This window comes from Pseudomonas sp. FSL W5-0203 (assembly GCF_001896155.1).
Taxonomy (GTDB): domain Bacteria; phylum Pseudomonadota; class Gammaproteobacteria; order Pseudomonadales; family Pseudomonadaceae; genus Aquipseudomonas; species Aquipseudomonas paracarnis.
The window spans coordinates 1-24,978 of the sequence record NZ_MPOR01000059.1; the positions used below are offsets into that span (position 1 = coordinate 1).

Here is a 24,978-nt window from a genome sequence, read left to right on the forward strand (position 1 = left end):
ACCGTTCAGGGCGCGCGCGCCCTGAACGGTCATCGGGTATTTGGTTATGCTCATGCCTTCAATCCTGCGTGTAGATCCTGCAAGCGACGCACGGTCTTTTCCGGACCGAACTTCAGCGCTTCACAGATAGCTTCGCCAGCAGCAATGGTAGTGGTGCAGTAAATCTTGTGCTGCAAGGCATTACGACGAATGGAATAGGAGTCCGCGATCGACTGGCGACCTTCGGTGGTGTTGATGATCAGAGTGACTTCGTCATTCTTGATCATGTCGACCACATGCGGACGGCCTTCCGTCACCTTGTTCACGCGACGTACTTTCAGGCCGGCAGCTTCGATCAGCTTGGCGGTCCCGGCGGTAGCCACGACTTCAAAGCCCAAGTTGATCAGATCGCGGGCGACCCCTGCAACCAGTGGTTTGTCATCATCACGTACGCTGATAAACGCAGTACCGCCGGTCGGCAGCACTTCACTGGCACCCATCTGGGCCTTGGCGAACGCTTCACCGAAGGTATCGCCCACACCCATCACCTCACCGGTGGACTTCATCTCTGGGCCCAGGATTGGGTCCACGCCAGGGAATTTAGCGAACGGGAACACCGCCTCTTTCACACTGTAGAAGTTCGGAATGATTTCCTTGGTAAAGCCGATTTCCTTCAGGGTCTTACCAGCCATCACACGCGCAGCGATCATGGCCAGGGACACACCGATGCACTTGGACACGAACGGTACGGTACGCGAAGCACGCGGGTTGACTTCAATGACGTAGATGTCTTCGCCTTGCAGCGCCAACTGTACGTTCATCAGGCCGACCACACCCAGTTCCAGGGCCATCTTCTTGACCTGTTCGCGCATCTCGTCCTGGATATGCGCCGGCAGCGAGTACGGCGGCAGGGAGCACGCGGAGTCACCGGAGTGAACGCCGGCCTGCTCGATGTGCTGCATGATCGCGCCGATCACGACGTCAGTACCGTCGCAGACCGCGTCCACGTCCATTTCGATGGCGCAGTTGAGGAAGTGGTCCAGCAGCACCGGGCTGTCGTTGGAGACTTTCACCGCATCACGCAGGTAGCGCTTGAGTTCTTCTTCTTCGTAGACGATTTCCATCGCCCGGCCGCCCAGTACGTAGGACGGACGCACCACCAGCGGATAGCCGATCTTGCTGGCCGCGCGAATGGCTTCGTCTTCGCTGCGCACGGTGGCGTTCGGCGGCTGACGCAGGTTCAGGCGCTCAACCATCTGCTGGAAACGCTCACGGTCTTCGGCACGGTCGATTGCATCCGGGCTGGTACCGATGATCGGCACGCCAGCGGCTTCGAGGGCACGCGCCAGTTTCAGCGGGGTCTGGCCGCCGTACTGGACGATCACGCCTTTAGGCTTCTCGACCCGACAGATTTCCAATACGTCTTCCAGCGTTACCGGCTCGAAGTACAGACGGTCGGACGTGTCGTAGTCAGTGGAAACCGTTTCCGGGTTGCAGTTGACCATGATGGTCTCGTACCCGTCTTCGCGCAGGGCGAGGGCGGCGTGTACGCAGCAGTAGTCGAACTCGATGCCCTGGCCGATACGGTTCGGACCGCCACCCAGGATGATGATCTTGTCGCGGCCCGTCGGCGCGGCTTCGCACTCTTCCTCATAGGTGGAGTACATGTAGGCCGTGTCGGTGGCGAATTCTGCGGCGCAGGTGTCAACGCGCTTGTAGACCGGGAAGATATCCAGCTTGTGGCGATGAGTACGCAGGTTCTTCTCGGTCACACCCAGCAGCTTGGCCAGACGCTGGTCGGAGAAGCCTTTGCGCTTGAGGCGGAACATCAGGTCGCGGTCGATAGACGACAGACCCAGCGTCTTGACCTTCTCTTCTTCCTTGATCAGATCTTCGATCTGCACCAGGAACCACGGGTCGATCATGTTCATGCCGAAGATATCTTCGACGCTCAGGCCGGCACGGAAGGCGTCAGCCACGTACCAGATACGCTCGGCGCCCGGCACGGTCAGCTCGCGCTTGAGGATGCTCATGCTTTCCGGGTTGCTCAGGTCGAGCTTCTCGTCCAGGCCGCAAACACCGACTTCCAGGCCGCGCAGCGCTTTCTGCAGGGATTCCTGGAACGTGCGGCCGATGGCCATGACTTCACCGACCGACTTCATCTGGGTGGTCAGGCGCGCATCCGCCTTGGCGAATTTCTCGAAGGCAAAGCGCGGCAGCTTGGTCACGACGTAGTCGATAGACGGTTCGAAAGACGCCGGCATAGCGCCGCCGGTGATTTCGTTTTGCAGCTCGTCCAAGGTGTAGCCGATAGCCAGCTTGGCAGCGATACGCGCAATCGGGAAACCGGTCGCTTTCGAGGCCAGCGCCGAAGAACGCGATACACGTGGGTTCATCTCGATCACGACCATGCGGCCGGTGTCCGGGCAGATGCCGAACTGGACGTTGGAACCGCCGGTTTCAACGCCGATCTCGCGCAATACCGCCAAGGAGGCGTTACGCAGGATCTGGTATTCCTTGTCGGTCAGGGTCTGTGCTGGCGCCACGGTGATCGAGTCACCGGTGTGCACGCCCATCGGGTCGAAGTTTTCGATGGAGCAGACGATGATGCAGTTGTCCTTCTTATCGCGGACAACCTCCATCTCATATTCTTTCCAGCCGATCAGCGATTCGTCGATCAGCAGCTCTTTGGTCGGCGACAGGTCCAGGCCACGCGCGCAGATTTCTTCGAACTCTTCACGGTTGTAAGCAATACCACCGCCGGTGCCGCCCATGGTGAAGGACGGACGGATGATGCACGGGAAGCCCAGGGTCTCGAGGACCGCATTGGCCTCTTCCATGCTGTGGGCGATACCGGAACGCGGGCACGCCAGGCCGATGGACTTCATGGCCTTGTCGAAACGCGAACGGTCTTCAGCCTTGTCGATGGTGTCGGCATTGGCACCGATCATCTCTACGCCGAACTTTTCCAGGACGCCTTCGCGCTCCAGGTCCAAGGCGCAGTTCAGAGCGGTCTGGCCACCCATGGTTGGCAGCAGCGCGTCCGGACGCTCTTTTTCGATGATCTTGGCAACGGTCTGCCACTTGATCGGCTCGATGTAGGTGGCGTCGGCCATGGCCGGGTCGGTCATGATGGTGGCCGGGTTGGAGTTCACCAGGATGACGCGGTAGCCCTCCTCGCGCAGGGCTTTACAGGCCTGGGCGCCGGAGTAGTCGAATTCGCAGGCCTGGCCGATCACGATCGGGCCAGCGCCGAGAATCAGGATGCTTTTTATGTCTGTACGTTTTGGCATGGGTTTGTCACTCAAATCCGCAGGTCAGTCGGCAAGCCGTCTTGAACAATCTTTGAAGAGCCTGCGGGGGCCACCGCAAACCGGGGCCGCCCGCTGGCCACTCAGTCAGCGTCGCTTGGCCATCTCATTGATGAAACGGTCGAACAGCGGCGCTACGTCGTTCGGGCCCGGGCTGGCTTCAGGGTGGCCCTGGAAGCTGAACGCGCTCTTGTCGGTGCGTTCGATGCCTTGCAGGGAACCGTCGAACAGCGACTTGTGAATGGCGCGCACGTTGCTCGGCAGGGAGGCTTCATCCACCGCAAAACCGTGGTTCTGGCTGGTGATCATCACAACGCCGGTGTCCAGGTCTTGTACCGGGTGGTTGGCACCGTGGTGGCCGTGGCCCATTTTCAGGGTTTTGGCGCCGGAGGCCAAAGCCAGCAACTGGTGGCCAAGACAGATGCCGAACACCGGAATCTCGGTCTCCAGCACGTCCTTGATGGCCTGGATAGCGTAGTCGCATGGCTCAGGGTCACCCGGGCCGTTGGACAGGAACACACCGTCCGGCTGCATCGCGAGCACATCGCTGGCAGGGGTTTGCGCGGGCACCACGGTCACACGGCAACCGCGCTCGACCAGCATGCGCAGGATGTTGTACTTGACGCCGTAGTCATAGGCGACCACGTGGTAAGGCAGATCGGCAGCCTCGATAGTCGCGTGGCTGTCGGTCTTCAGATCCCACACAGTGGAACGCCACTCGTACTTCTCTTTGACGCTGACGACTTTCGCCAGGTCCATGCCCTTCAGGCCAGGGAAGCCTTGCGCTGCGGCAATCGCCGCCTCTTCGGAAATATTGTCACCGACCATGATGCAGCCGTTCTGCGAGCCTTTTTCACGCAGGATGCGCGTGAGGCGGCGCGTATCGATACCGGCGATCGCCACAACGTTGTTGGCTTTCAGGTAATCGGACAGCGACATCGTGTTACGCCAGTTGCTCGCAACCAGTGGCAGGTCACGAATTACCAGGCCCGCCGACCAGACACGATCAGACTCGACATCTTCCGGCGTAGTGCCGGTATTGCCGATGTGCGGATAGGTCAGGGTAACGATCTGTTGGGCGTAGGAAGGATCGGTAAGGATTTCCTGATAGCCGGTCATGGCAGTGTTAAACACCACCTCTCCAACGGTCTGACCGTCGGCTCCAATGGCTTCGCCGCGAAAAATGCTGCCATCAGCAAGGGCGAGTATGGCTGGCTTAGTCAAGAAGACCTCCCGTAAATAAAGCCTGAAAGGGCGATCGCAGGTTGTAAAAAAGCGGAGTGACGTATGGACACGTCACCCCGCTTCTTCACTGAATTATTCTGCGCGCTTTTAGTGGACACACTAAAGCTGTAGCTTACAGAAAAAGGCTTTTTTGGTCCACCGCTAATGAGCCTTAAAGGCAGGGGAATGCGACAGGACGTCGCCTAGCGGGTAAAAACGGGGCCACAGGATAATCCTGAGCCCCCGTTTTAGCTACTGGTTAGTGCAAATCCAGCACGTCACGCATGTCGTACAGGCCCGGCTCGCGGCCGTCCAACCAAAGCGCAGCACGCACCGCGCCCTTGGCGAAAGTCATGCGGCTGGAGGCTTTGTGCGTGATCTCCAGGCGCTCGCCTTCGGTGGCGAACAGCACGGTGTGATCGCCAACCACATCACCACCGCGCACGGTTGCAAAACCGATGGTGTCGCGTGCGCGCTCCCCTGTGTGGCCTTCACGCCCGTATACCGCCACTTTCGACAAATCGCGGCCCAGCGCATCGGCAATAGCTTCACCCATGCGCAACGCAGTGCCCGACGGGGCGTCGATCTTGTGACGGTGATGAGTCTCGATAATCTCGATATCAGCCTCATCACCCAGCACGCGCGCCGCCAGGTCCAGCAATTTCAGCGACAGGTTTACGCCCACGCTGAAATTGGCAGCGAAGACGATCGGAATATCCTTGCCCGCCTCCACCAGCAACTGTTTCTGCTCGGCGCTCAAACCGGTGGTACCGATCACCATAGCCTTGCCCGCCTTACGGCAGAAGGTCAGATTTTTCAGCATCACTTCCGGCAGGGTGAAGTCGATCAGCACGTCGAACTCGTCAGCCACCTGCTCAAGGTTGCCAGACAACGAAACACCGATGCGGCCCAATGAGGCCAACTCACCTGCGTCCGCGCCGATCAACGTACTGCCTGGGCGAACAATCGCCGCCGTCAGCCCGGAGGCCGGCGAGCGTTGCTGCACCGCCTCGACCAGCGTCTTGCCCATGCGCCCGGCAGCGCCCATTACGGCTATACGTCGCATATTCAGATCCTTACAGGTCGCCGAAGAAGCGTTTTACACCGTCGAAGAAGCCCGTAGTCTTCGGCGAGTGGGAGTCATCGCCTTCCAGCGAGCTGCGGAACTCTTCCAGCAGTTCACGCTGACGACGATTCAGGTTCACCGGGGTTTCCACCGCCACACGGCACATCAGGTCGCCAGCACCGCCACCGCGCACGGGCGCAACGCCTTTGCCACGAATGCGGAACTGCTTGCCGGTTTGAGTCCCCTCGGGAATCTTGAGCTTGACCCGACCATCCAGCGTCGGAATCTCCAGCTCGCCACCCAGGGCCGCATCAACAAAGCTGATCGGCACTTCGCAGAACAAGTGCTTGCCGTCACGCTGGAAGATCGAGTGCTCGCGCACATTGATCACCACGTACAGGTCGCCCGTAGGGCCACCCTGGGCACCCGCCTCGCCTTCGCCCGACAGTCGAATACGATCACCGGTATCCACACCCGCCGGCACTTTCACCGACAGCGTCTTGTACTCTTCGACGCGGCCTTCGCCGTGGCAGGAGTCGCACGGATCGGAAATGATCTTGCCCTGGCCATGGCAACGCGGGCAGGTTTGCTGCACCGAGAAGAAGCCCTGCTGCATGCGTACCTGCCCGATACCGCCGCAGGTCGGGCACGTGATCGGCGAGGAGCCTTTCTTCGCACCCGAGCCGTCGCACGGCTTGCAGTTGACCAGCGTCGGCACACGGATATTGACACTGGTGCCGCGCACGGCTTCTTCCAGGTTCAGTTCCAGGGTGTAACGCAGGTCGCTGCCGCGCTGAGGGCCGCCACGCTGACCGCCACGGCCACCGCCGAAGAAGTCGCTGAATACGTCGCCGAAAATATCGGAGAAGTTCTGGCCACCAAAACCGGCACCGCCGCCGCCCATGCTCGGGTCGACGCCAGCATGGCCATACTGGTCGTAGGCCGCACGCTTATTGGGATCACACAGGCATTCGTAGGCCTCGTTGGCCTCTTTGAACATCTCTTCGGATTCTTTGCTATCCGGATTACGGTCCGGGTGGTGCTTCATCGCCAGGCGACGGTAGGCTTTTTTCAGCTCCGCCTCGCTGGCGCCACGCTCCACACCCAATACTTCGTAATAGTCACGCTTTGCCATAAGTCTTTGCACTCTTAAGGACGTTCGACCTGGCCCTCCTGAACCCTGCCAAACTCGTTGAGCCCCAATACAGGCCCGGACCCAACTCACGTCAATTCAACGATCCTGGTCATTACTGTTTTCAGCCAGGGAGCCGGCCAAAAACGCGGTGACTGTCATTCGGAAAGCAGGAGCATTCCCGTTCACACCGCCAGCATCCGAGCGTTGTCGCATGCTGTAAAAATTCGCATACCCCAGACACGCCAACGCGGGAGCAAGCTCCCGCGCGGCGACATCCTACCAGTCACCGCTTGTGCGCGGTCAACCGGGCGACAACTTACTTGTTGTCTTTAACTTCTTCGAACTCAGCATCGACAACATCGTCGTGCTTGGCTTCAGGCTCGGCTTGTTGCGCAGCGCCGTCAGCCGGCTGGCCTTGCTCGGCGTACATTTTCTGAGCAACTGGCGCGGAGACTTTCGACAGCTCCTCAACCTTGGCTTCGATGGCAGCCTTGTCGTCGCCTTTAATGGCGGCTTCCAGCGCAACCACTGCCGCTTCGATTGCGGTTTTCTCTTCGTCTGTCACTTTGTCGCCAGCATCAGCGATCATTTTGCGCGTCGAGTGAACCAGCGCGTCACCCTGGTTACGGGCGCCTGCCAACTCTTCGAACTTCTTGTCGGCTTCAGCATTGGTTTCAGCATCACGGATCATCTGTTGAATTTCTTCATCAGACAGGCCGGAGTTGGCCTTGATGGTGATCTTCTGCTCTTTGCCGGTGGCCTTGTCTTTCGCGCCGACGTGCAGGATGCCGTTGGCGTCGATGTCGAAGGTCACTTCGATTTGTGGCACGCCACGTGGTGCTGGTGGAATCTCAGCCAGGTCGAACTTGCCCAGGGACTTGTTCTGAGCGGCTTGCTTACGCTCGCCCTGCAGCACGTGGATAGTCACGGCGCCCTGGTTGTCATCGGCAGTCGAGAACACCTGAGATTTCTTGGTAGGAATCGTGGTGTTTTTCTCGATCAGCGCAGTCATCACGCCACCCATGGTTTCGATACCCAGGGTCAGCGGGCTTACGTCCAGCAGCAGCACGTCTTTTACGTCGCCGGCCAATACCGCACCCTGGATGGCAGCACCCATGGCAACAGCTTCGTCCGGGTTCACGTCTTTACGGGCTTCTTTGCCGAAGAACTCGGTAACCAGCTTCTGAACCAGTGGCATACGGGTCTGACCGCCCACCAGGATCACGTCGTTGATCGAGCCAACGTCGATACCGGAGTCTTTCAGCGCGATGCGGCAAGGTTCGATGGTGCGCTGAACCAGGTCTTCAACCAATGCTTCGAGCTTGGAACGCGAGATCTTCACGTTCAAGTGCTTAGGACCGGTAGCGTCTGCAGTGATGTACGGCAGGTTCACGTCAGTCGACTGAGCGGAAGACAGCTCGATCTTGGCTTTTTCAGCGGCTTCTTTCAGGCGCTGCATGGCCAGCGGGTCACCCTTGAGGTTCATGCCGCTTTCTTTCTTGAATTCGTCAACGAGGTAGTCGATCAGACGAATGTCAAAGTCTTCACCACCCAGGAAGGTGTCACCGTTGGTGGCCAACACTTCGAACTGGTGCTCGCCGTCAACTTCTGCGATCTCGATCACGGAGACGTCGAACGTACCGCCACCCAGGTCGTAAACGATCACGGTGTGGTCGCCCTTGGCCTTGTCCATACCGTAAGCCAGCGCGGCTGCGGTTGGTTCGTTGATGATACGTTTTACATCCAGGCCCGCGATGCGGCCGGCGTCTTTGGTAGCCTGGCGCTGGCTGTCGTTGAAGTAGGCCGGAACGGTGATCACCGCTTCAGTCACCGCTTCACCGAGGTAGTCTTCGGCGGTCTTTTTCATCTTTTTCAAGATTTCAGCCGAGATTTGCGGCGGCGACATTTTCTGGCCGTTCACTTCAACCCAGGCGTCACCGTTGTCGGCCTTGGCGATTTTGTAAGGCACCATCTTGATGTCTTTCTGTACGACTTCTTCGTCGAACTTACGACCAATCAGACGCTTTACCGCGTACAGGGTGTTGTGCGGGTTGGTCACCGCCTGACGCTTGGCCGATTGACCGACGAGGATTTCACCGTCGTTGGCGTAAGCGATGATCGACGGAGTGGTACGTGCGCCTTCGGCGTTTTCAATAACTTTTGCAACGCCGTTTTCCAGCACGGAGACGCAGGAGTTGGTGGTCCCCAGGTCGATACCGATAATTTTGCCCATGATTTACTCTCCCGAAACTTGAATTTGGTTGCCGCAGCAGTTTTGGCTAACTGCGGTAGCACTTAAACGCTTGACTTATAAATGGGGGCCTTGCGGCGAATTTCAAGCCTGCTCATCAATAGAAGGTGCAACGGGTGCAGGAGCCTTGCTCACCACCACCATTGCCGGACGCATCAGGCGACCGTTGAGCTGGTAACCCTTCTGGAACACCTTGATTACGCTATTGGGTTCCAGGTCATGGCTTTCCTGCATGGCCATGGCTTGGTGATGTTCAGCATTGAACGGCTCGCCGGCTTGCGGATCGATAGCTTCCAACTGATAACGCTTCAGGGTGTCCTGGAACATTTTCAGGGTCAGCTCAATGCCTTCGCGCATTGGGCGGATGTTTTCATCGTCCGGGTTGGACAACTCAAGACCACGCTCCAGGCTGTCGATGATCGGCAGCAGGTCACCGGCGAATTTTTCCAGCGCGAACTTGTGAGCCTTCTCTACATCCTGCTCGGCACGGCGGCGGACGTTCTGCAGATCGGCGGCAACACGCAACGATTGATCCTGCGCAGCGGCCAATTGCTCTTCGAGCACTTGCACACGAGTCGCCAGTTCATCGCCGGCAGCCGAATTGGCGTCTGGAGTTTGCGTATCCTGCGTCTGTTCGTCAGCCATAGATTTCTCCTTTCAAAATCATGCGCGAACTCAACTCGCGCTTCTGCTCCGGTATATGGGGCCACAATTTTGAGGTTCAAGGGCGCAGGCGTTACCAAAAGTCTTTCGATTGACCTGGATCATTTCCTTCACGCTCATTCCACATCGCGCTAAAAAAATTAACGACTCAAGCAAATCGAGCTAAGTGCCAGGATTGTCAGGCCTGAACAAAACACTGTATAAATAACCAGACCTAAAGCCTGGGAGCGGCCGTCATGCTCGTGCACCTGTCTGTACATAACTACGCCATCGTTGAACATCTGGATCTTGAACTGGATCGCGGGATGAGCGTAATCACAGGCGAAACCGGCGCCGGCAAGTCGATCATGCTCGACGCCCTCGGCCTGACGCTTGGCGACCGCGCCGACAGTGGCGTGGTACGCCCTGGCTCCGACAAGGCCGACATCCTGGCCACCTTCGACCTGGCGGACATCCCCGAAGCCGAGGCATGGCTGGCCGAGCGCGACCTTAATAATGAAGGCCCCTGCATTCTGCGCCGGGTGATCACCGCCGAGGGGCGCTCGCGCGGCTATATCAACGGCACGCCTTGCCCACTGGGCGACTTGAAAGCCCTGGGCGAATTGCTGATCGATATCCACAGTCAGCACGAACACCAATCCCTGTTGAAAACCGATACCCACCGTCGCCTGCTCGATGAGTACGCCGGCGCCACCGATCTTTCCCGGCAAGTTCAACTGGCCGCCCAACGCTGGCGCCAGACACGCCAGGAACTGGAACGCCTCTCCAACTCCGGCGACGAACAACGCGCCCGCCACCAGTTGCTCAGCTATCAACTGGAAGAGCTCGAGAGTCTGGGCCTGGGTGAGACAGAGCTGGAGCAACTTGAGCAGGAACACAAGAACCTGACCAACGCCGAGACCCTGCTGGGTATCTGCCGCCAGGTCGTCGAGCAATGTAGTGAGAGCGACTCCGGCAATGTCCTTAATGCACTGACCGCCAGCCTCAACCGCCTGTCCAGCGTGAACAATGCTTCCGGCTCACTGAGCGAAGCGACCACCCTGTTGACCAGCGCGCAGATCCAGGTTGAAGAGGCCGTGGGCGAACTCAATCGTTTCCTGGACCATTTCGACGCCGACCCAGCTCGCCTGCAGGAAATAGAAGAACGCCTGGACACTATTTATACACTGGCTCGCAAGCATCGAATCCAGCCGACAGAAGTCGCAACCATGCAGCAGAAACTGCTGGATGAAATCGAAACACTCAACGCGAACGACGAATCTATCGAACGACTGGGCGAAGAGCTCGCTTCGTTTGCCCGTCATTATCAGGAAAAGGCCCGGGAGCTGAGCGCACTGCGCCAGCAGGCAGCTACTAGCCTGGCAAGCGCCGTTGAGCTGGAAATCCAACGCCTGGGCATGCCAGGCGGGCGCTTCACCATTGAGCTGCATCCCAACGCCAGTCAAGAATTGCAGCCCCATGGGCTGGAGCACGTCGAACTGCTGGTGAGTGCCAACCCCGGCCAACCGCTCAAGGCCCTGGCCAAAGTGGCCTCCGGCGGCGAACTCTCGCGGATCAGCCTGGCGATCCAAGTGATTACCGCCCAGACCTCACGGGTACCCACCCTGGTATTCGATGAAGTGGATGTGGGCATTGGCGGGCCGACCGCAGAAATTGTTGGCCAATTGCTGCGTCGCTTGGGGGTTCGCGGCCAGGTGCTTACGGTGACGCACTTGCCGCAAGTGGCAGCCCAAGGGCATCAGCACCTGTTTGTGCATAAGGTGCGCGGCAGTGACGCGACACACACCGCCGTCTCCAAGCTGAACAAGTCGGAACGGGTGGAAGAAGTGGCGCGGATGCTCGGCGGTATCGACTTGACCAAGGAGTCCTTGGCTCACGCGAAAAAAATGGTGGTGGCCGCGAAGGCTTGAAGCGACATTTTCCACTCTATAGAAAGCACGAAGGCGACCCGAGGGTCGCCTTCAATCGTTTCGCAAAGCAAAACTGCGTCGATTTTTACTTTTTCTTACGGATGTACAACACGAGATTGTGGTCGACCAAATCGAACCCGTGCTCCTCAGCAATCTTGTGCTGCAGCGCTTCGATTTCAGGGCTGGTGAACTCGATAACCTCGTTGGTATCCAAGTCAACCATGTGGTCATGGTGACCACCGTCAGCCAATTCAAACACCGCATGACCGCCGTCGAAATTATGACGAACCACCAGCCCTGCGGCTTCAAACTGGGTCAGTACACGGTAGACCGTGGCCAGGCCGACGTCCTCGTTAGACTCCATCAGCGCCTTGTAAACATCTTCGGCACTCATGTGACGCTGCTCAGCAGAATCGAGCATTTGTAGAATCTTGACTCGTGGCAGAGTCACTTTGAGACCGGCTTTGCGTAGTTCGCTATTTTCAACCATGGTTAGCTTTCTCGCGGATGCTGCTTCGCAGCTTCTCTTAATACGGGTATGATCGGCGTTTACGTTGTCCCAGCCAAGATAGTGGAAGTCGCCCACCGATGCAAAACACCAAGCTCTTGCTAACCAGTTTCACCTTTGTGGGACTGCTCGCACTCGCCGGTTGTTCATTCCCCGGGGTTTACAAAATCGACATCCAGCAGGGCAATGTCGTCACGCAGGACATGATAGACCAGTTACGCCCGGGAATGACCCGACGGCAAGTACGGTTTATCATGGGTAATCCCCTGCTGACCGACACTTTCCATGCCGATCGCTGGGATTATCTCTACAGCCTGCAGCCTGGTGGCGGTGAACGCCAGCAGGAGCGCGTCAGTGTCATCTTCAATGGCAATGACCAGCTTGTGAGCCTGTCCGGCGACTTCATGCCCGGCGTAAGCCGCGATGAAGCCTTGCTGGGCAAGGACAGCGGCACCAACGTGACCGCACCTACGCAGGAAGCTGAAAAACCAAAATCCGAGGTACCGGCCAAGCCTGGTTCGTTGCTGGACACCATCCAGAAAGACATCGACAACGTGGAAACCGTGCCCGTCCCGACGCCTGAGCCTCTGGACACCAGCCCGCAATAATTTTGCGCTCGATAAAAAGCCCGGCATGCCGGGCTTTTTGTTGCCTGCCATTTACATAGGCATCTCTACATAACCTTGGTGCGACGCTGAACCTGTGGGAGCTGGCTTGCCTGCGAAAGCGATCTGACAGTCAACCAGGATCCTGGATCAGATCGAGAACATACCAGTTATCGGGACCGCCCCTTCCACATTTGGATCGCGGGTATCAGGTAGATATGCGCCGGCTATCAGGGCGTCATCGCAGGCAAGCCAGCTCCCACAGTTGGATCGCGGCGCTCCAGATAGCTAGGCTGCCATTTGGCAAGCTCAAGAATTCGTTTGCCTGGCCAATGCCGCCTTGGCCGCGCGCAACCTGCGCACCTCTTTAGGGTCGGCCAGCAAAGGCCGGTAGATCTCAATACGGTCGCCCGCTTGCACGCAACGCGCCCCGGCATCCACGACAACCTTGCCAAATATACCCAGCGGGCAATCAGCCAGATCAACGTCAGGAAAATGCGCCGCTATTCCCGACGCCCGCACCGCCTCGCGCAAACTAGTGCCTTCAGCCACCTTTACCCCCAGCAACACCTGGCGATCCTCAGCGGCGAACACCACCTCAATCTCAACCATGCAGTTGCTTGGCGCGCTGACAGAACGCGTCCACCAGGGTATTGGCTGCCTGATTGAACAAAGGCCCCAACGTCGCACGAACAATCGGCCCGGCATAATCAAACGAAAGATCCAGGCTGATCTTGCAGGCCTTGTCCGTCAGCGCCTTGAACACCCACACACCGTGCAGTTGGGTGAACGGCCCTTCCTGCAGGTTCATTTCGATGGACTGACCCGGCACCAGCACATTACGCGTCACAAAATGCTGGCTGAGGCCGCCCTTGGCCACCCCCACGCTGGCAACCATGTGCTCGTCACTGCTCTCCAGAACCTCGGCCGTCGAGCACCAAGGCAGAAACTCCGGGTAACGCGCCACGTCGTTGACCAGGTCATAGAGCGCCTGCGCCGGGTAGGGCAACAGGGCCGAACGTTGAATATGCGTCGTCATGTGAGCGTTACTTCCACTGCTTAAGGCAAACATCGCGAAAGAACAGCCCAATCCGCGAGAGAAAAAAACCAAAGAACTGCCCGCATTGTCCGGGATTCGTCCAACTCGCTCAAGCACACAGGTTGACCGTAGCCGACACGCTCGCAACTCCCTATAATGCCGCCCCTATGGCTAAACAAAAGAAACACCCCACAGGGACCATCGCGCAAAATAAAAAAGCGCGACACGATTACTTCATCGAACATCGGTTCGAGGCTGGTCTGGTCCTGGCCGGCTGGGAAGTAAAAAGTCTGCGTGCCAGCAAACTGCAGCTGGTCGACAGTTATGTGCTGCTCAAGGATGGCGAGGCATGGCTGCTTGGCAGTCATATCACTCCGCTGACCACCGCGAGCACCCACGTGATTGCCGACCCGGTGCGTACGCGCAAGTTGTTGCTCAATGCCCGCGAGCTCGAAAAACTCGCCGCAGCCGTGCAGCAAAAAGGCTACGCGTGTGTCTGCTTGTCCTGGTACTGGAGCAAGCACCTGGTCAAATGCGAGATCGCATTGGGCAAGGGCAAGAAGGAATACGACAAGCGCGACACCGAACGCGAGCGCGATTCTAATCGCGAACTGCATCGCGCCGTGCGCAACAAGGGCAAGGAAGAATAATCCTTGTGACGGTGTAGCCCACGCGGGCTACATCCCTTTGCGTCGCTCCGCCCGAGCCACGCGTTGAACCTCCTGACGCACCTCCTCCAACACCTCCTGCACATACAGCAGATGCCGTGTCGAGACTTCGCGCGCCTGCTCGGCCCGCCCCTCGATGATGGCCAGGTACAAGTCCCGATGCTGATTGATCAGCATGTCGCGGGTCTCGGTACGCTGCTGGTACATGCCACCAATATTCGTCACCACGTTACGCTTGAGCAGGTCGAACAGCCCGCGAATGGTGTGCAGCAACACGGCGTTATGACTGGCTTCGGCAATCGCCAAGTGAAACCTTGCATCCGCAGCACCCTCCTCCACTCGGCTCACTTCGTCGGCGCGCGCATAGCAATCCTGCAACGCTTCAAACGCTGCGGTCAGCCGTTCACGGTCAACCTCCGTGGCGCGTAACGCCGCGTAATAAGCACACGAAGCCTCAAGGGTCTGGCGAAACTCCAGCAGATCGCGCTGCGCTTCGGGATTGCTTTCCAACAAGTGCAACAGCGGATCGCTGAAGGTCGAACCCAGGGAGTCCACCACATAGTTGCCACCGCCCTGACGACTGACCAACAACCCCTTGGCCGCCAGTTTCTGAATCGCCTCACGCAACGACGGGCGCGACACACCAAAGCGCTCGGCTAACGCGCGCTCGGCCGGCAAGCGTTCGCCCGACTTCAGCGTGCCCTCGAGAATCATCCCCTCAAGCTGCTCGACAATATCGTCAGACAAACGGCGCTGACGCACCTGATCAAACCCCATAACTCACTCTCCACCATCCCGACCACTCGCCGGGGCCCCTATTCTGGCCTATCGACGTGCCGGCAGCACCTATCAGAACGCCTTCAATTTCGCCGATCAGAACGCCCCGCCTACCGACCTACGACCAAAGTTTCGCAGGCGGCAAATTGACACACCCCTGCCCAGGCTCTTAATCTAGCCCACAGCGACTGTAAATTGGTATTACCAATTAACCAAGCTCACCAAACAACAACAATCAGGGGCCACCCCATATGCAAACCTGGCAACAGCTTTACAGCCCACTCGGTAGCCTCGGCCTGTCCGCACTGGCCGCCGTCATTCCTATCGTATTCTTCTTCCTGGCGCTGGCCGTGTTCCGCCTCAAAGGCCATGTGGCCGGCAGCATCACCCTGGCCCTGTCGATCCTGGTCGCCATTTTCGCCTTCCAGATGCCCGTAGACATGGCATTGGCTGCGGCCGGTTATGGTTTTGCCTACGGCCTGTGGCCCATCGCCTGGATCATCGTCGCAGCGGTATTCCTGTACAAATTGACGGTCAAGAGCGGCCAGTTCGAAATCATCCGCAGCTCCGTTTTGTCGATCACCGACGACCAGCGCTTGCAGGTGTTGCTGATCGGTTTTTGCTTTGGTGCCTTCTTGGAAGGTGCGGCCGGTTTTGGCGCGCCCGTGGCGATCACCGCCGCGCTGCTGGTAGGCCTGGGTTTCAACCCGCTGTACGCCGCCGGCTTATGCCTGATTGCCAATACCGCGCCCGTGGCTTTCGGCGCATTGGGCATTCCGATCATTGTCGCCGGCCAGGTCACCGGTATTGATGCGTTCAAGATTGGCGCCATGACCGGCCGCCAACTGCCGCTGCTGTCGCTGTTCGTGCCGTTCTGGCTGGTGTTCATGATGGACGGCCTGCGCGGCGTTCGCGAAACCTGGCCGGCAGCCTTGGTGGCGGGCTTGAGCTTTGCCGTCACCCAATATTTCACCTCCAACTTCATTGGCCCAGAGCTGCCGGACATCACCTCGGCACTCGCCAGCCTGATTGCCCTGACGCTGTTCCTGAAAGTCTGGCAGCCCAAGCGCACCGCAGGCGCACAAATTGCCGGCGCCTCCTCCAGCGTAGCGGTCACTTCCAGCGCCGGCGGCTTCGGCTTGCCACGCAACACCGTGGTTTCGCCCTACAGCCTGGGGCAAATTTTCAAGGCGTGGTCGCCGTTCCTGATCCTCACCGTACTGGTGACCATCTGGACTCTCAAACCCTTCAAGGCCCTGTTCGCCGCGGGCGGCTCGATGTACGGCTGGGTGTTCAATTTCGCGATCCCGCACCTGGATCAACTGGTGGTTAAAGTCGCGCCCATCGTGACCAACCCCACCGCCATCCCGGCCGTCTTCAAGCTGGACCCGATATCTGCCACCGGCACTGCAATCTTCTTCTCGGCACTGGTCTCCATGCTGGTGTTGAAAATCGACGTCAAAACTGGTCTTACCACTTTAAAAGAAACCTTCTTTGAGCTGCGCTGGCCGATCCTGTCCATCGGCATGGTGCTGGCATTCGCCTTCGTCACCAACTACTCCGGCATGTCCTCGACCATGGCGCTGGTTCTGGCGGGCACCGGTGCAGCCTTCCCGTTCTTCTCGCCATTCCTTGGCTGGCTGGGAGTTTTCCTGACAGGCTCCGATACCTCATCCAACGCCCTGTTCAGCTCACTGCAAGCCACTACCGCGCACCAGATCGGCGTCAACGACACCCTGCTGGTAGCCGCGAACACCAGCGGTGGCGTGACCGGCAAAATGATCTCGCCGCAATCGATCGCCGTGGCCTGCGCCGCCACCGGCCTGGTGGGCAAGGAATCCGACCTGTTCCGCTTTACCCTCAAGCACAGCCTGTTTTTTGCCACCATCGTCGGGCTGATCACCTTGGCGCAGGCGTACTGGTTCACCGGTATGCTGGTGCACTGAGACCTGCACGTAATAGGGTAAGAATCGACGCCGGGGCACCCTTCCGGCGTCTGCTATTTCTGGAGGACCGATGAGCCTGCCTGCTGCTTTCCTGAGCGACGTCGCACAACTGATCCCGCAAGATCGCCGCTTCGACGATCCACTTTCCACCCTCGCCTTCGGCACCGACGCCAGCTTCTACCGACTGATCCCACAGCTGGTGATCCGCGTGGAGTCAGAAGACGAAGTGGTAACCCTGCTGCAACTGGCCCAGCGCGACCGCGTACCGGTGACCTTCCGTGCCGCAGGCACCAGCCTCTCGGGCCAGGCCATCAGCGACTCGGTGCTGATCGTGTTGGGTGATAACTGGAACCACCGCGAAATTCGCGGGCAAGGCACCCAGATCCGCCTGCAGCCGGGCGTGATCGGCGCCCAGGCCAACGCCTGGCTCGCACCGTTCGGGCGCAAGATCGGGCCGGACCCAGCGTCCATCAATGCTTGCAAAATCGGCGGTATCGTCGCCAACAACGCCAGTGGCATGTGCTGCGGCACGGCGCAAAACACCTACCACACCCTGGCGGGCATCCGCCTGGTACTGGCCGATGGCAGCCGCCTGGACACCGAAGATGCCGCCAGCGTGCAAGCCTTCCGCCAGTCACATAGCGCACTGCTTGAAAGCCTGGCCCTACTAGGTCGCCAGACACGGGCAAATACTGAGCTGGCGGCAAAGATCCGCCACAAATACCGCCTGAAAAATACCACCGGCCTGTCACTCAACGCCCTGGTGGATTTCGATGACCCGCTGGATATCCTCAGCCACCTGCTGGTCGGCTCCGAGGGCACCCTGGGGTTTATCAGTGCGGTCACCTACGACACCGTGATCGATCACCCCAACAAAGCCTCGGCGCTGATCGTCTTCCCGGATGTCGAAACCTGCTGCAACGCCGTCACCGTGCTGAAAACCCAGCCGGTCTCCGCCGTTGAACTGCTGGACCGACGCAGCATGCGTTCGGTGCAGGACAAACCGGGCATGCCTGCTTTCGTGCAGCACCTATCGGAAAACGCCTGCGCACTGCTGATCGAGTCCCGCGCCGCTTCGTCATCACTGCTGCACGAACAACTGACGCGCATCATGGCGTCCCTGGCGGCGTTTCCCGTGGAGAAACAAGTCGACTTCACCGAAGACCCATTGGAAAACGCCCGCCTGTGGGCCATCCGCAAAGACACCTTCCCGGCCGTAGGCGCCGTACGCAAAACCGGCACCACCGTGATCATCGAAGACGTGACCTTCCCGGTCGAACAACTGGCGATTGGCGTGAACCGCTTGATCGCACTGTTCGACAAACATCACTACGACGAAGCCATCCTTTTCGGACATGCCCTGGAAGGCAATCTGCACTTTGTGTTCACTCAAGGCTTCAACAGCAGCGAAGAAGTCGCACGCTATCAAGCGTTCATGGACGACGTCGCGCAACTGGTGGCCGTGGAGTTCGGTGGCTCGCTGAAGGCTGAACACGGCACCGGCCGCAATATGGCGCCGTTCGTTGAACTGGAATGGGGCAGCGACGCCTATCAACTGATGTGGCAACTCAAGCGCCTGCTCGACCCTAACGGCATCCTCAACCCCGATGTGGTGCTCAGCGAAGACCCGCAAATCCACCTCAAACACCTCAAGCCCCTGCCCGCCGCCGATGAGCTTGTGGATAAGTGCATCGAATGCGGGTTCTGCGAACCGGTGTGCCCTTCAAAAGGCCTGACCCTGAGCCCGCGCCAGCGCATCGTGATCTGGCGCGACATCCAGGCCAAAAAACGCGCAGGCGTGGACACCACCGAACTGGAAGCGGCCTACCACTACCAGGGCATCGACACCTGCGCCGCCACCGGCTTATGCGCGCAACGTTGCCCTGTAGGCATCAATACCGGCGACCTGGTGAAAAAGCTGCGCAGCCGCGCAGCCGACCGTACGAAAACCGCCGACTGGCTCGCCAGCCATTTCGCCACCGCACTGCAAGGTGCGCGCTTTACCCTGCACGTCGCCAATGGCGCACGCATGCTGCTGGGGGCTCCACGGCTGGCCAAGCTCTCGAGCACACTGACCAAGCTGTCCAAAGGGCAAATTCCGCAGTGGACCAACGCCATGCCACAGCCGGAAAAAGCCATCCGCTTCAGTCCGGCAGTGACGGACGCGCGCCCGCGCGTGGTTTACCTGGCCGCCTGCGTCTCCCGCGCCATGGGCCCGGCAGCCGGCGATAAAGAGCAAATGTCGCTGTACGACAAAACCCGCCAGTTGCTGGAAAAAGCCGGCTACCAGGTAGTCTTCCCCGACAACCAAGACAGCCTCTGCTGCGGCCAACCCTTCGCCTCCAAAGGCTACGCCGAGCAGGCCGAACACAAGCGCCAGGAACTGATCGGCGCCCTGCTCCACGCCAGCCGCGGCGGCCTCGACCCCATCTACTGCGACACCAGCCCCTGCACCCTGCGCCTGGTGCAGGAATTGGGAGAAACGCGCCTGGACCTCTACGACCCCGTGCGCTTTATCCGCACCCACCTGATGGACCGCCTCGACTTCACACCCCAGGAAGCCCCCATCGCCGTGCACGTCACCTGCAGCACCCAACACCTGGGCGAGAGCCAGGCCCTGATCGAACTGGCGAGACGCTGCGCAAAAACCGTGGTGATCCCCGAAGGCATTCATTGCTGCGGCTTTGCCGGCGACAAAGGCTTCACCACACCAGAGCTCAACGCCCACGCCCTGCGCTCACTCAAGGACGCCGTGCAATATTGCAGCGAAGGCATCTCCACCAGCCGCACCTGCGAGATCGGCCTGAGCCAGCATGGCGGCATCGACTACCACGGCCTGGTCTACCTGGTAGACCGCGTCACCCGCGCCCGCGCCCACTGACCCGGCAAAAAAACCGAACCCTCGCGCGCCGGCGCAGTCATCTGCATAGGCCTCGACAAACGAGGCCCATCAGTGATGTCGCTGGCAGCGGTTGCACGCCAGCAGCGTCGAGCCCTTTTGCGCAAGGAGACACCCTATGAAGCGTTCCGCTCTTGCTGGCTTGTTCATGACCGCTGCGATGCTCGCCTCCCCCGCTTTCGCCGCCAGTGACAAAGACCTGTGCCAGATCAACCTGGACAAAATCAACAACGGCAAAGCCCTGCTCGCCACCGACACCAGCGGTAAAAGTGGCGAAATAGACACCGCCGTCTCCCAGGCCAAGGCCGCCCACGCCGCAGGTGATGAGAAGAAGTGCATCGAAATCACCTCCAAGGCCCTGCAAGACCTGCAGAACAGCGAGAAAGGCGGCCAGTAAGCGAGAGGGCCAACCTTCGGGTTGGCCTTCGCTGACGTTTTGGCGTACACTGCACAGGCTTGTCACTCACTAAGAAACAACGAGTTACAAGCACGGGGCCGTTTAGGATTCGACGCCGGTCGCGAAACTTTAGGTGCATGCCGAGTTGGTAACAGAACTCGTAAATCCACTGTTGCAACTTCTTATAGTTGCCAATGACGAAAACTACGGCCAGGAATTCGCTCTCGCTGCGTAAGCAGCCTTAGCCCTGAGCTTCTGGTACCTTCGGGTCCAGCAATCACCAGGGGATGTCTGTAAACCCAAAGTGATTGTCATATAGAACAGAATCGCCGTGCAGTACGTTGTGGACGAAGCGGCTAAAACTTACACAACTCGCCCAAAGCACCCTGCCCTTCGGGTCGCTGAGGGTTAACTTAATAGAAACGGCTACGCATGTAGTACCGACAGCGGAGTACTGGCGGACGGGGGTTCAAATCCCCCCGGCTCCACCAAAATCTGGATAAGCCGTTCATTTCTAAAGACTTTTTTCACCCTGACGGGGTGGCAGCTCTTCAAAAGGGCGGCAAAGGTCGGAAGGAATGGGCGGCATATCTCTCCCTCCTTGACGCGCTCTCTTTTGGAGTGCGTTATGCCAAATTACATCGAGAAGAGCCGCCACGGTCTCTACTATCTCCGACTACCCTCCCGCCTCGCTCACTTGAACGCCGGCAAAAGAATTTCTCTCAAAACGCACAGCAAGCGCCTTGCTATAAGCCGCGCCAGATCCCATATCTCTGCGATAGAGCAGCTGATGAGGACCGCAATGCCGCCTAAAGCCAAAGATCACGAAGAAATCGACTTCGAGGAAGCCGCTCGCGCCCTTGCAGCGGAACTGGATGAAGATAATGCCCGGCTGGATAGCATCCTGCGAGCACACCCAGATCCTGACGCTCCTGAAGCGATAGGAGTTGTTTCACAAGAAAGACTGCGGAATGTGATGATGCATCAGCTCAGCGCGCTCATTTCCGAACAGGTTCGTGGTGGCTATCTCGCACCTGGACTCACCCTCAACGGTCAGAATCAAATTTTTCATAACCTTGTCCAGTATGCAGAGAACGTCTCAATTGAGATCACTGGTTCTCGCACTATGGACGGAACAATCAGTGCTGTTTCGCTCGCTAAAGCCCAAAAGAGCTATCGAGAACTTCTTTACGGTGCCTACCTTGAACTCTGCGATGCAGCCAGGTCAGGTGCGGCGATCAGCCCCACGAACATGGACCATACAGAGACCAAGCCCACTCTTGTGAAAAATGAGGTCACCCATACTCTTCTAGAACTTTATGGCGGATGGAAACTAAAGCATGAAGGTATGAATGGCGAAACCAGCTTTTCGACCGAGCAGGAGTATGAACGACACGCATTTGTTCTCACGGTGCTGAGCGAAAACGCGCCAATTGAAGATTTTACGAAAGGCGATTTTGAGCGATTGCATAGACTGACTCTTGAGGTGAAAGCCTACGCGGCCACCGGAAAGGATCGGTCCACCCTTACAGCCCAAATGCTTGTACCAAAAAAAGAAGAATACAAAAGAATTACCCCTGAAACGGCATCAGCTTATTCGAGGCGGCTTACTGCGCTTCATGTGTACGCATTTCAGGAGGGCTACACCACTATAAACCCTGAGCATATTGCTACACCTAATTTCGACAAACTCACTGCGGACATAAAACGCCGCCAGCCAATCGACGAAACACCAAAAAAATCCAATTCGATTACCGAACTTCAGGCCGTTTTCGATGGTTGGATCTACCGTCCCACTAAGATCAATAACAATACTTCGGTCTATCCATATCAATTCTGGATGCCTCTTATTGCAGCCTTTAGTGCAATGCGGATTGCAGAAATAGCAGGTCTCACACCGGGGGACATCGTGGAGCGCGACGGAATCTGGTGTATGAAAGTAGAAGAGAACGAAGAAATTGGAAAGAGAGTCAAAACTTTATCTTCGAAACGGCTGGTGCCTATTCACTCGAAATTGCGGGAACTAGGATTCATCGAGTATGCGACCTCTAGAAGAAAATCCAGATCAACAATGCTATTTGAAGGCATATCTTATAATAAAAAAAATGGTTGGGGCCATGCAGCTTCCACGTTTTTTACCCGAGTTCCTTCTCAGAGCACACCGCACGGGGGTTATTTCTACAACGTTGGTATTCACATGAGCGCGCACGATGGTCGAGACATGCACTCATTTAGACACACGATGATCGACGAATTAAAAAACTGTGGAGAATCCGAAAACTATAGTGAATATATTGTGGAATCTATCAGCGGCCATCAAAAACGCCAAAAAACAGAAGCTGATCACTACGGTGATGAGCTATCCCTCGAAAAGAAATCTGAGTATCTTGAACGTGTGACATATCAGGGGCTTAATCTAGGCCACGTGAGCTACGAGTCGTTCACAAGATTCTATAGCGCTAATATTAAAAGATCGCTAGCCCGATTTAATAAATCTAAAGAAAAATAAACTTGTACCATGTGGCCTCTAAGAGGCCACATTTGAAACGACCGTTTGAAAATAATTAGCAGCCCTCACTAACACCTCCCCCGAACTCATAGCCTAGATCCCTAACCAACAAACTCACTCCTGTCAACTTATTGAAGTTTTAGATGGTTGAATTAGCTTTGCCTTTGTTTTAATCTAGAGAAACAAACAATAACAAGAGCATATAAAAATGTCCGACTATTTTTTAGATTTTGTGAAGGTATCACAAAAAATCTGTCTATCTCGTTACACAATTTACAGACTAATCAACGACGAAACATTTCCAAAACCTAGGAAAATTGGAAAAGCTAGCCGCTGGATGAATTCCGAAATCGAAACGTGGATGAAGAATCTCCCGGCAGCCTCGGCTGACGCTCAAGATTGCAATACTGCTGATTTGTGATTCAAAACAATGTATCTCAACCAACCAGAATTTTCGCAATCTGAAAATAATGTCATTACATTATTCGACCCGCGCAACACGAAACTGTTGCGCCGTTTGACTGCGGATCAAGTTAGCGGGCTGACAAAACAATTCATCTCCGAAATACAAGCAAAGATAAATTCGATTCAGCAGAATAATCTTCCGGAATATAGACGACTATTTTCCGGCGATTTCAATTCCCAACCGACTCTAGACTTCGATCAAAAGCTGAAGTTAATCGCACTGGGTGACAATTACTGCAAAGCAGTAGAGGGCATACTGAAAAAAGAAGCCGCTCGAATCGAGACGGAAATGCGAGACTTATCGGAATTTCAGATTTCGCTGATGCCATACCTGCGCGCTCCCGTCCATAATTGTGACCATGTAATGCAGCTTAGCTACCTAACTGATTTCAGCTTCGTGAAGCGAAGATTCACAAAAGCCGTGCATTTCGCTCGCTTAGAATTTGAAGCAAAAACCAGAGCAGTCGGGGGCAGAACTGATATCGATTACTGCTCAAACGAAACCGTAAAATTTATACAACGTCGAGACGAAAAAAACGCGGAATTCTTAAAGAGGAGAAGCATTCTTGTTAAGGAAACCGGCCAGCTCATTAATCTATACGATCTACATTTGAAGCAGGCAGAGAGAAAATTCAATGAAAGCTACTACATTATAAAAAATCTAGAAGCTATTGCGATTGAACGGGGCCTCACGCCCTACATGCTAACGCTCACTGCACCAGCGAATTATCATCCGAACCCACAGAATGGAAGGTCTAGTTTCGACCAAGCTAGCAGCTATGATAGCCAGAAATATCTAAGCCGTACCTGGGCAAAGCTCCGATCCCTATTAAGCAAACGCGGAACTCCATTTTCACTTGAGAAATGCTTCGGTGTGCGAACAGCAGAGCTTCATAAGGATGGATGCGTCCATTGGCACATCCTCATGTTCATAGATCCCACCACTCTAGACAGCTTTCAAAAGTGTCTAGATTTCTATTTCACTTTACGACAGGCCGACGTCAAAGAAATCGATGGGGTGGCGGCTGCGACCTATGTACTTAAATACATAGGAAAGACAGTCGATACCACTAAACTCGGCCGCACCGACCTCTACGATGAGCAGGCTGATAAAATCAGGAAAGAGCAGGACCTATCAACAATAGCCGACGTTGAGCGAGTTCGCGCCGGTATTCGAGCTATGGGGATAAGGCAAATGCAATATTACGGAATAGAAGGATCTCTAACGCTATTTCGGGCCCTGAATAAAATAACTGACCTGACATCAGCACTTCCAGTGAGTGTGCGCGCAATCTTAACAGAATGCCGCATGCATGATAGATCCGACGGAAATACAAAAATAACAAATTTTCTAGCCTTTAAAAACTTTCTATGCAACCACTTGGCAGATGTTGAATTAGTTCGCGAAGAAACTACAAATAAGCATGGAGCAGCGACAAAACGCGTTATTGGAGTTCGCTTTCTTGAAAGCATGATTGAAATACTGACTAACGATAAGTACGAGGTCGTCACGAACATCGAAGACTCGGCGGTTGCAGGAGCTGAGTGCAACACGGTTATTGAATTGAAGCCGGAGCATCATGCCGCATTGCCATGGAATTTTGCATGACCTCTCCCATCACCTCG

At 56.8% G+C, this 24,978-nt stretch carries 18 protein-coding genes, 1 other RNA gene and 1 pseudogene; 10 read left to right on the forward strand and 10 right to left on the reverse strand.

Going from position 1 to position 24,978, the window contains the following annotated elements:
* Positions 1-50: 50 nt before the first annotated feature.
* The 6 genes from carB to grpE all read right to left on the reverse strand — a co-directional run bounded on the left by carB (position 51) and on the right by grpE (position 9,611).
* Positions 51-3,272 (reverse strand): carbamoyl-phosphate synthase large subunit, encoded by a 3,222-nt coding sequence (gene carB, locus BOP96_RS27640; RefSeq protein WP_003194205.1) that lies wholly within the window; start codon positions 3,270-3,272, stop codon positions 51-53.
* Positions 3,273-3,377: 105 nt separating this feature from the next.
* On the reverse strand, positions 3,378-4,514 hold the full coding sequence (carA, locus tag BOP96_RS27645; protein WP_003194208.1) for a glutamine-hydrolyzing carbamoyl-phosphate synthase small subunit: 1,137 nt from the start codon (positions 4,512-4,514) through the stop codon (positions 3,378-3,380).
* A gap of 259 nt (positions 4,515-4,773) precedes the next feature.
* Positions 4,774-5,580, reverse strand: coding sequence for a 4-hydroxy-tetrahydrodipicolinate reductase (gene dapB, locus BOP96_RS27650; RefSeq protein WP_073454613.1), 807 nt, complete (start codon positions 5,578-5,580; stop codon positions 4,774-4,776).
* A 10-nt stretch (positions 5,581-5,590) separates the two neighbouring features.
* Entirely contained in the window at positions 5,591-6,715 is a 1,125-nt protein-coding gene (gene dnaJ, locus BOP96_RS27655) for a molecular chaperone DnaJ (RefSeq protein WP_073454615.1), read from the reverse strand.
* A gap of 316 nt (positions 6,716-7,031) precedes the next feature.
* Positions 7,032-8,948, reverse strand: a complete 1,917-nt coding sequence (dnaK, locus tag BOP96_RS27660; protein ID WP_014719959.1) for a molecular chaperone DnaK — start codon at positions 8,946-8,948, stop codon at positions 7,032-7,034.
* Between the two features lie 102 nt (positions 8,949-9,050).
* Complete coding sequence (gene grpE, locus BOP96_RS27665) at positions 9,051-9,611, reverse strand: nucleotide exchange factor GrpE (protein ID WP_003194215.1); 561 nt, start codon at positions 9,609-9,611, stop codon at positions 9,051-9,053.
* Positions 9,612-9,865: 254 nt separating this feature from the next.
* Here grpE and recN point away from each other — a divergent pair, with 254 nt between their 5' ends.
* The gene (gene recN, locus BOP96_RS27670) at positions 9,866-11,539 is read left to right on the forward strand and encodes a DNA repair protein RecN (RefSeq protein ID WP_073454618.1); all 1,674 of its coding nucleotides are present in this window, start codon (positions 9,866-9,868) and stop codon (positions 11,537-11,539) included.
* A gap of 85 nt (positions 11,540-11,624) precedes the next feature.
* Here the strand turns inward: recN and fur are convergent, their stop codons facing one another.
* Positions 11,625-12,029 carry a ferric iron uptake transcriptional regulator gene (gene fur, locus BOP96_RS27675; protein ID WP_003194220.1) on the reverse strand — a complete coding sequence of 135 codons (405 nt, stop codon included), beginning with the start codon at positions 12,027-12,029 and terminating at the stop codon, positions 11,625-11,627.
* A gap of 98 nt (positions 12,030-12,127) precedes the next feature.
* On the opposite strand from fur, the gene BOP96_RS27680 reads away from it, so the two are divergent.
* Positions 12,128-12,655: an outer membrane protein assembly factor BamE gene (locus tag BOP96_RS27680; RefSeq protein WP_014719960.1), complete on the forward strand. Its 528-nt coding sequence runs from the start codon at positions 12,128-12,130 to the stop codon at positions 12,653-12,655.
* A gap of 306 nt (positions 12,656-12,961) precedes the next feature.
* Here the strand turns inward: BOP96_RS27680 and BOP96_RS27685 are convergent, their stop codons facing one another.
* Both BOP96_RS27685 and BOP96_RS27690 read right to left on the reverse strand, forming a co-directional pair.
* The gene (locus tag BOP96_RS27685) at positions 12,962-13,264 is read right to left on the reverse strand and encodes an RnfH family protein (protein WP_014719961.1); all 303 of its coding nucleotides are present in this window, start codon (positions 13,262-13,264) and stop codon (positions 12,962-12,964) included.
* Complete coding sequence (locus tag BOP96_RS27690) at positions 13,257-13,691, reverse strand: type II toxin-antitoxin system RatA family toxin (protein WP_003194226.1); 435 nt, start codon at positions 13,689-13,691, stop codon at positions 13,257-13,259. Before BOP96_RS27690 ends, BOP96_RS27685 begins: the two co-directional genes overlap by 8 nt.
* Positions 13,692-13,858: 167 nt before the next feature.
* Between BOP96_RS27690 and smpB the strand changes: the two genes are divergently transcribed.
* On the forward strand, positions 13,859-14,341 hold the full coding sequence (smpB, locus tag BOP96_RS27695) for an SsrA-binding protein SmpB (RefSeq protein WP_014719962.1): 483 nt from the start codon (positions 13,859-13,861) through the stop codon (positions 14,339-14,341).
* 27 nt (positions 14,342-14,368) lie between these two features.
* Here the strand turns inward: smpB and BOP96_RS27700 are convergent, their stop codons facing one another.
* Complete coding sequence (locus BOP96_RS27700) at positions 14,369-15,136, reverse strand: FCD domain-containing protein (protein WP_014719963.1); 768 nt, start codon at positions 15,134-15,136, stop codon at positions 14,369-14,371.
* 251 nt (positions 15,137-15,387) lie between these two features.
* Here BOP96_RS27700 and BOP96_RS27705 point away from each other — a divergent pair, with 251 nt between their 5' ends.
* The 7 genes and pseudogenes from BOP96_RS27705 to BOP96_RS30690 all read left to right on the forward strand — a co-directional run.
* Entirely contained in the window at positions 15,388-17,082 is a 1,695-nt protein-coding gene (locus BOP96_RS27705; RefSeq protein ID WP_014719964.1) for a lactate permease LctP family transporter, read from the forward strand.
* A 70-nt stretch (positions 17,083-17,152) separates the two neighbouring features.
* Positions 17,153-19,963, forward strand: coding sequence for an FAD-binding and (Fe-S)-binding domain-containing protein (locus BOP96_RS27710; RefSeq protein WP_073454620.1), 2,811 nt, complete (start codon positions 17,153-17,155; stop codon positions 19,961-19,963).
* Between the two features lie 136 nt (positions 19,964-20,099).
* On the forward strand, positions 20,100-20,378 hold the full coding sequence (locus BOP96_RS27715; protein WP_003194233.1) for a hypothetical protein: 279 nt from the start codon (positions 20,100-20,102) through the stop codon (positions 20,376-20,378).
* 94 nt (positions 20,379-20,472) lie between these two features.
* Positions 20,473-20,869: a transfer-messenger RNA gene (gene ssrA, locus BOP96_RS27720) on the forward strand.
* A gap of 137 nt (positions 20,870-21,006) precedes the next feature.
* Positions 21,007-22,887 (forward strand): site-specific integrase, encoded by a 1,881-nt coding sequence (locus tag BOP96_RS27725; protein ID WP_073454623.1) that lies wholly within the window; start codon positions 21,007-21,009, stop codon positions 22,885-22,887.
* A 208-nt stretch (positions 22,888-23,095) separates the two neighbouring features.
* Complete coding sequence (locus BOP96_RS31020) at positions 23,096-23,308, forward strand: helix-turn-helix transcriptional regulator (protein ID WP_073454625.1); 213 nt, start codon at positions 23,096-23,098, stop codon at positions 23,306-23,308.
* A gap of 408 nt (positions 23,309-23,716) precedes the next feature.
* Positions 23,717-24,406 (forward strand): annotated as a pseudogene (locus BOP96_RS30690) (replication endonuclease); the annotation flags it as partial.
* Between the last annotated feature and the right edge of the window lie 572 nt (positions 24,407-24,978).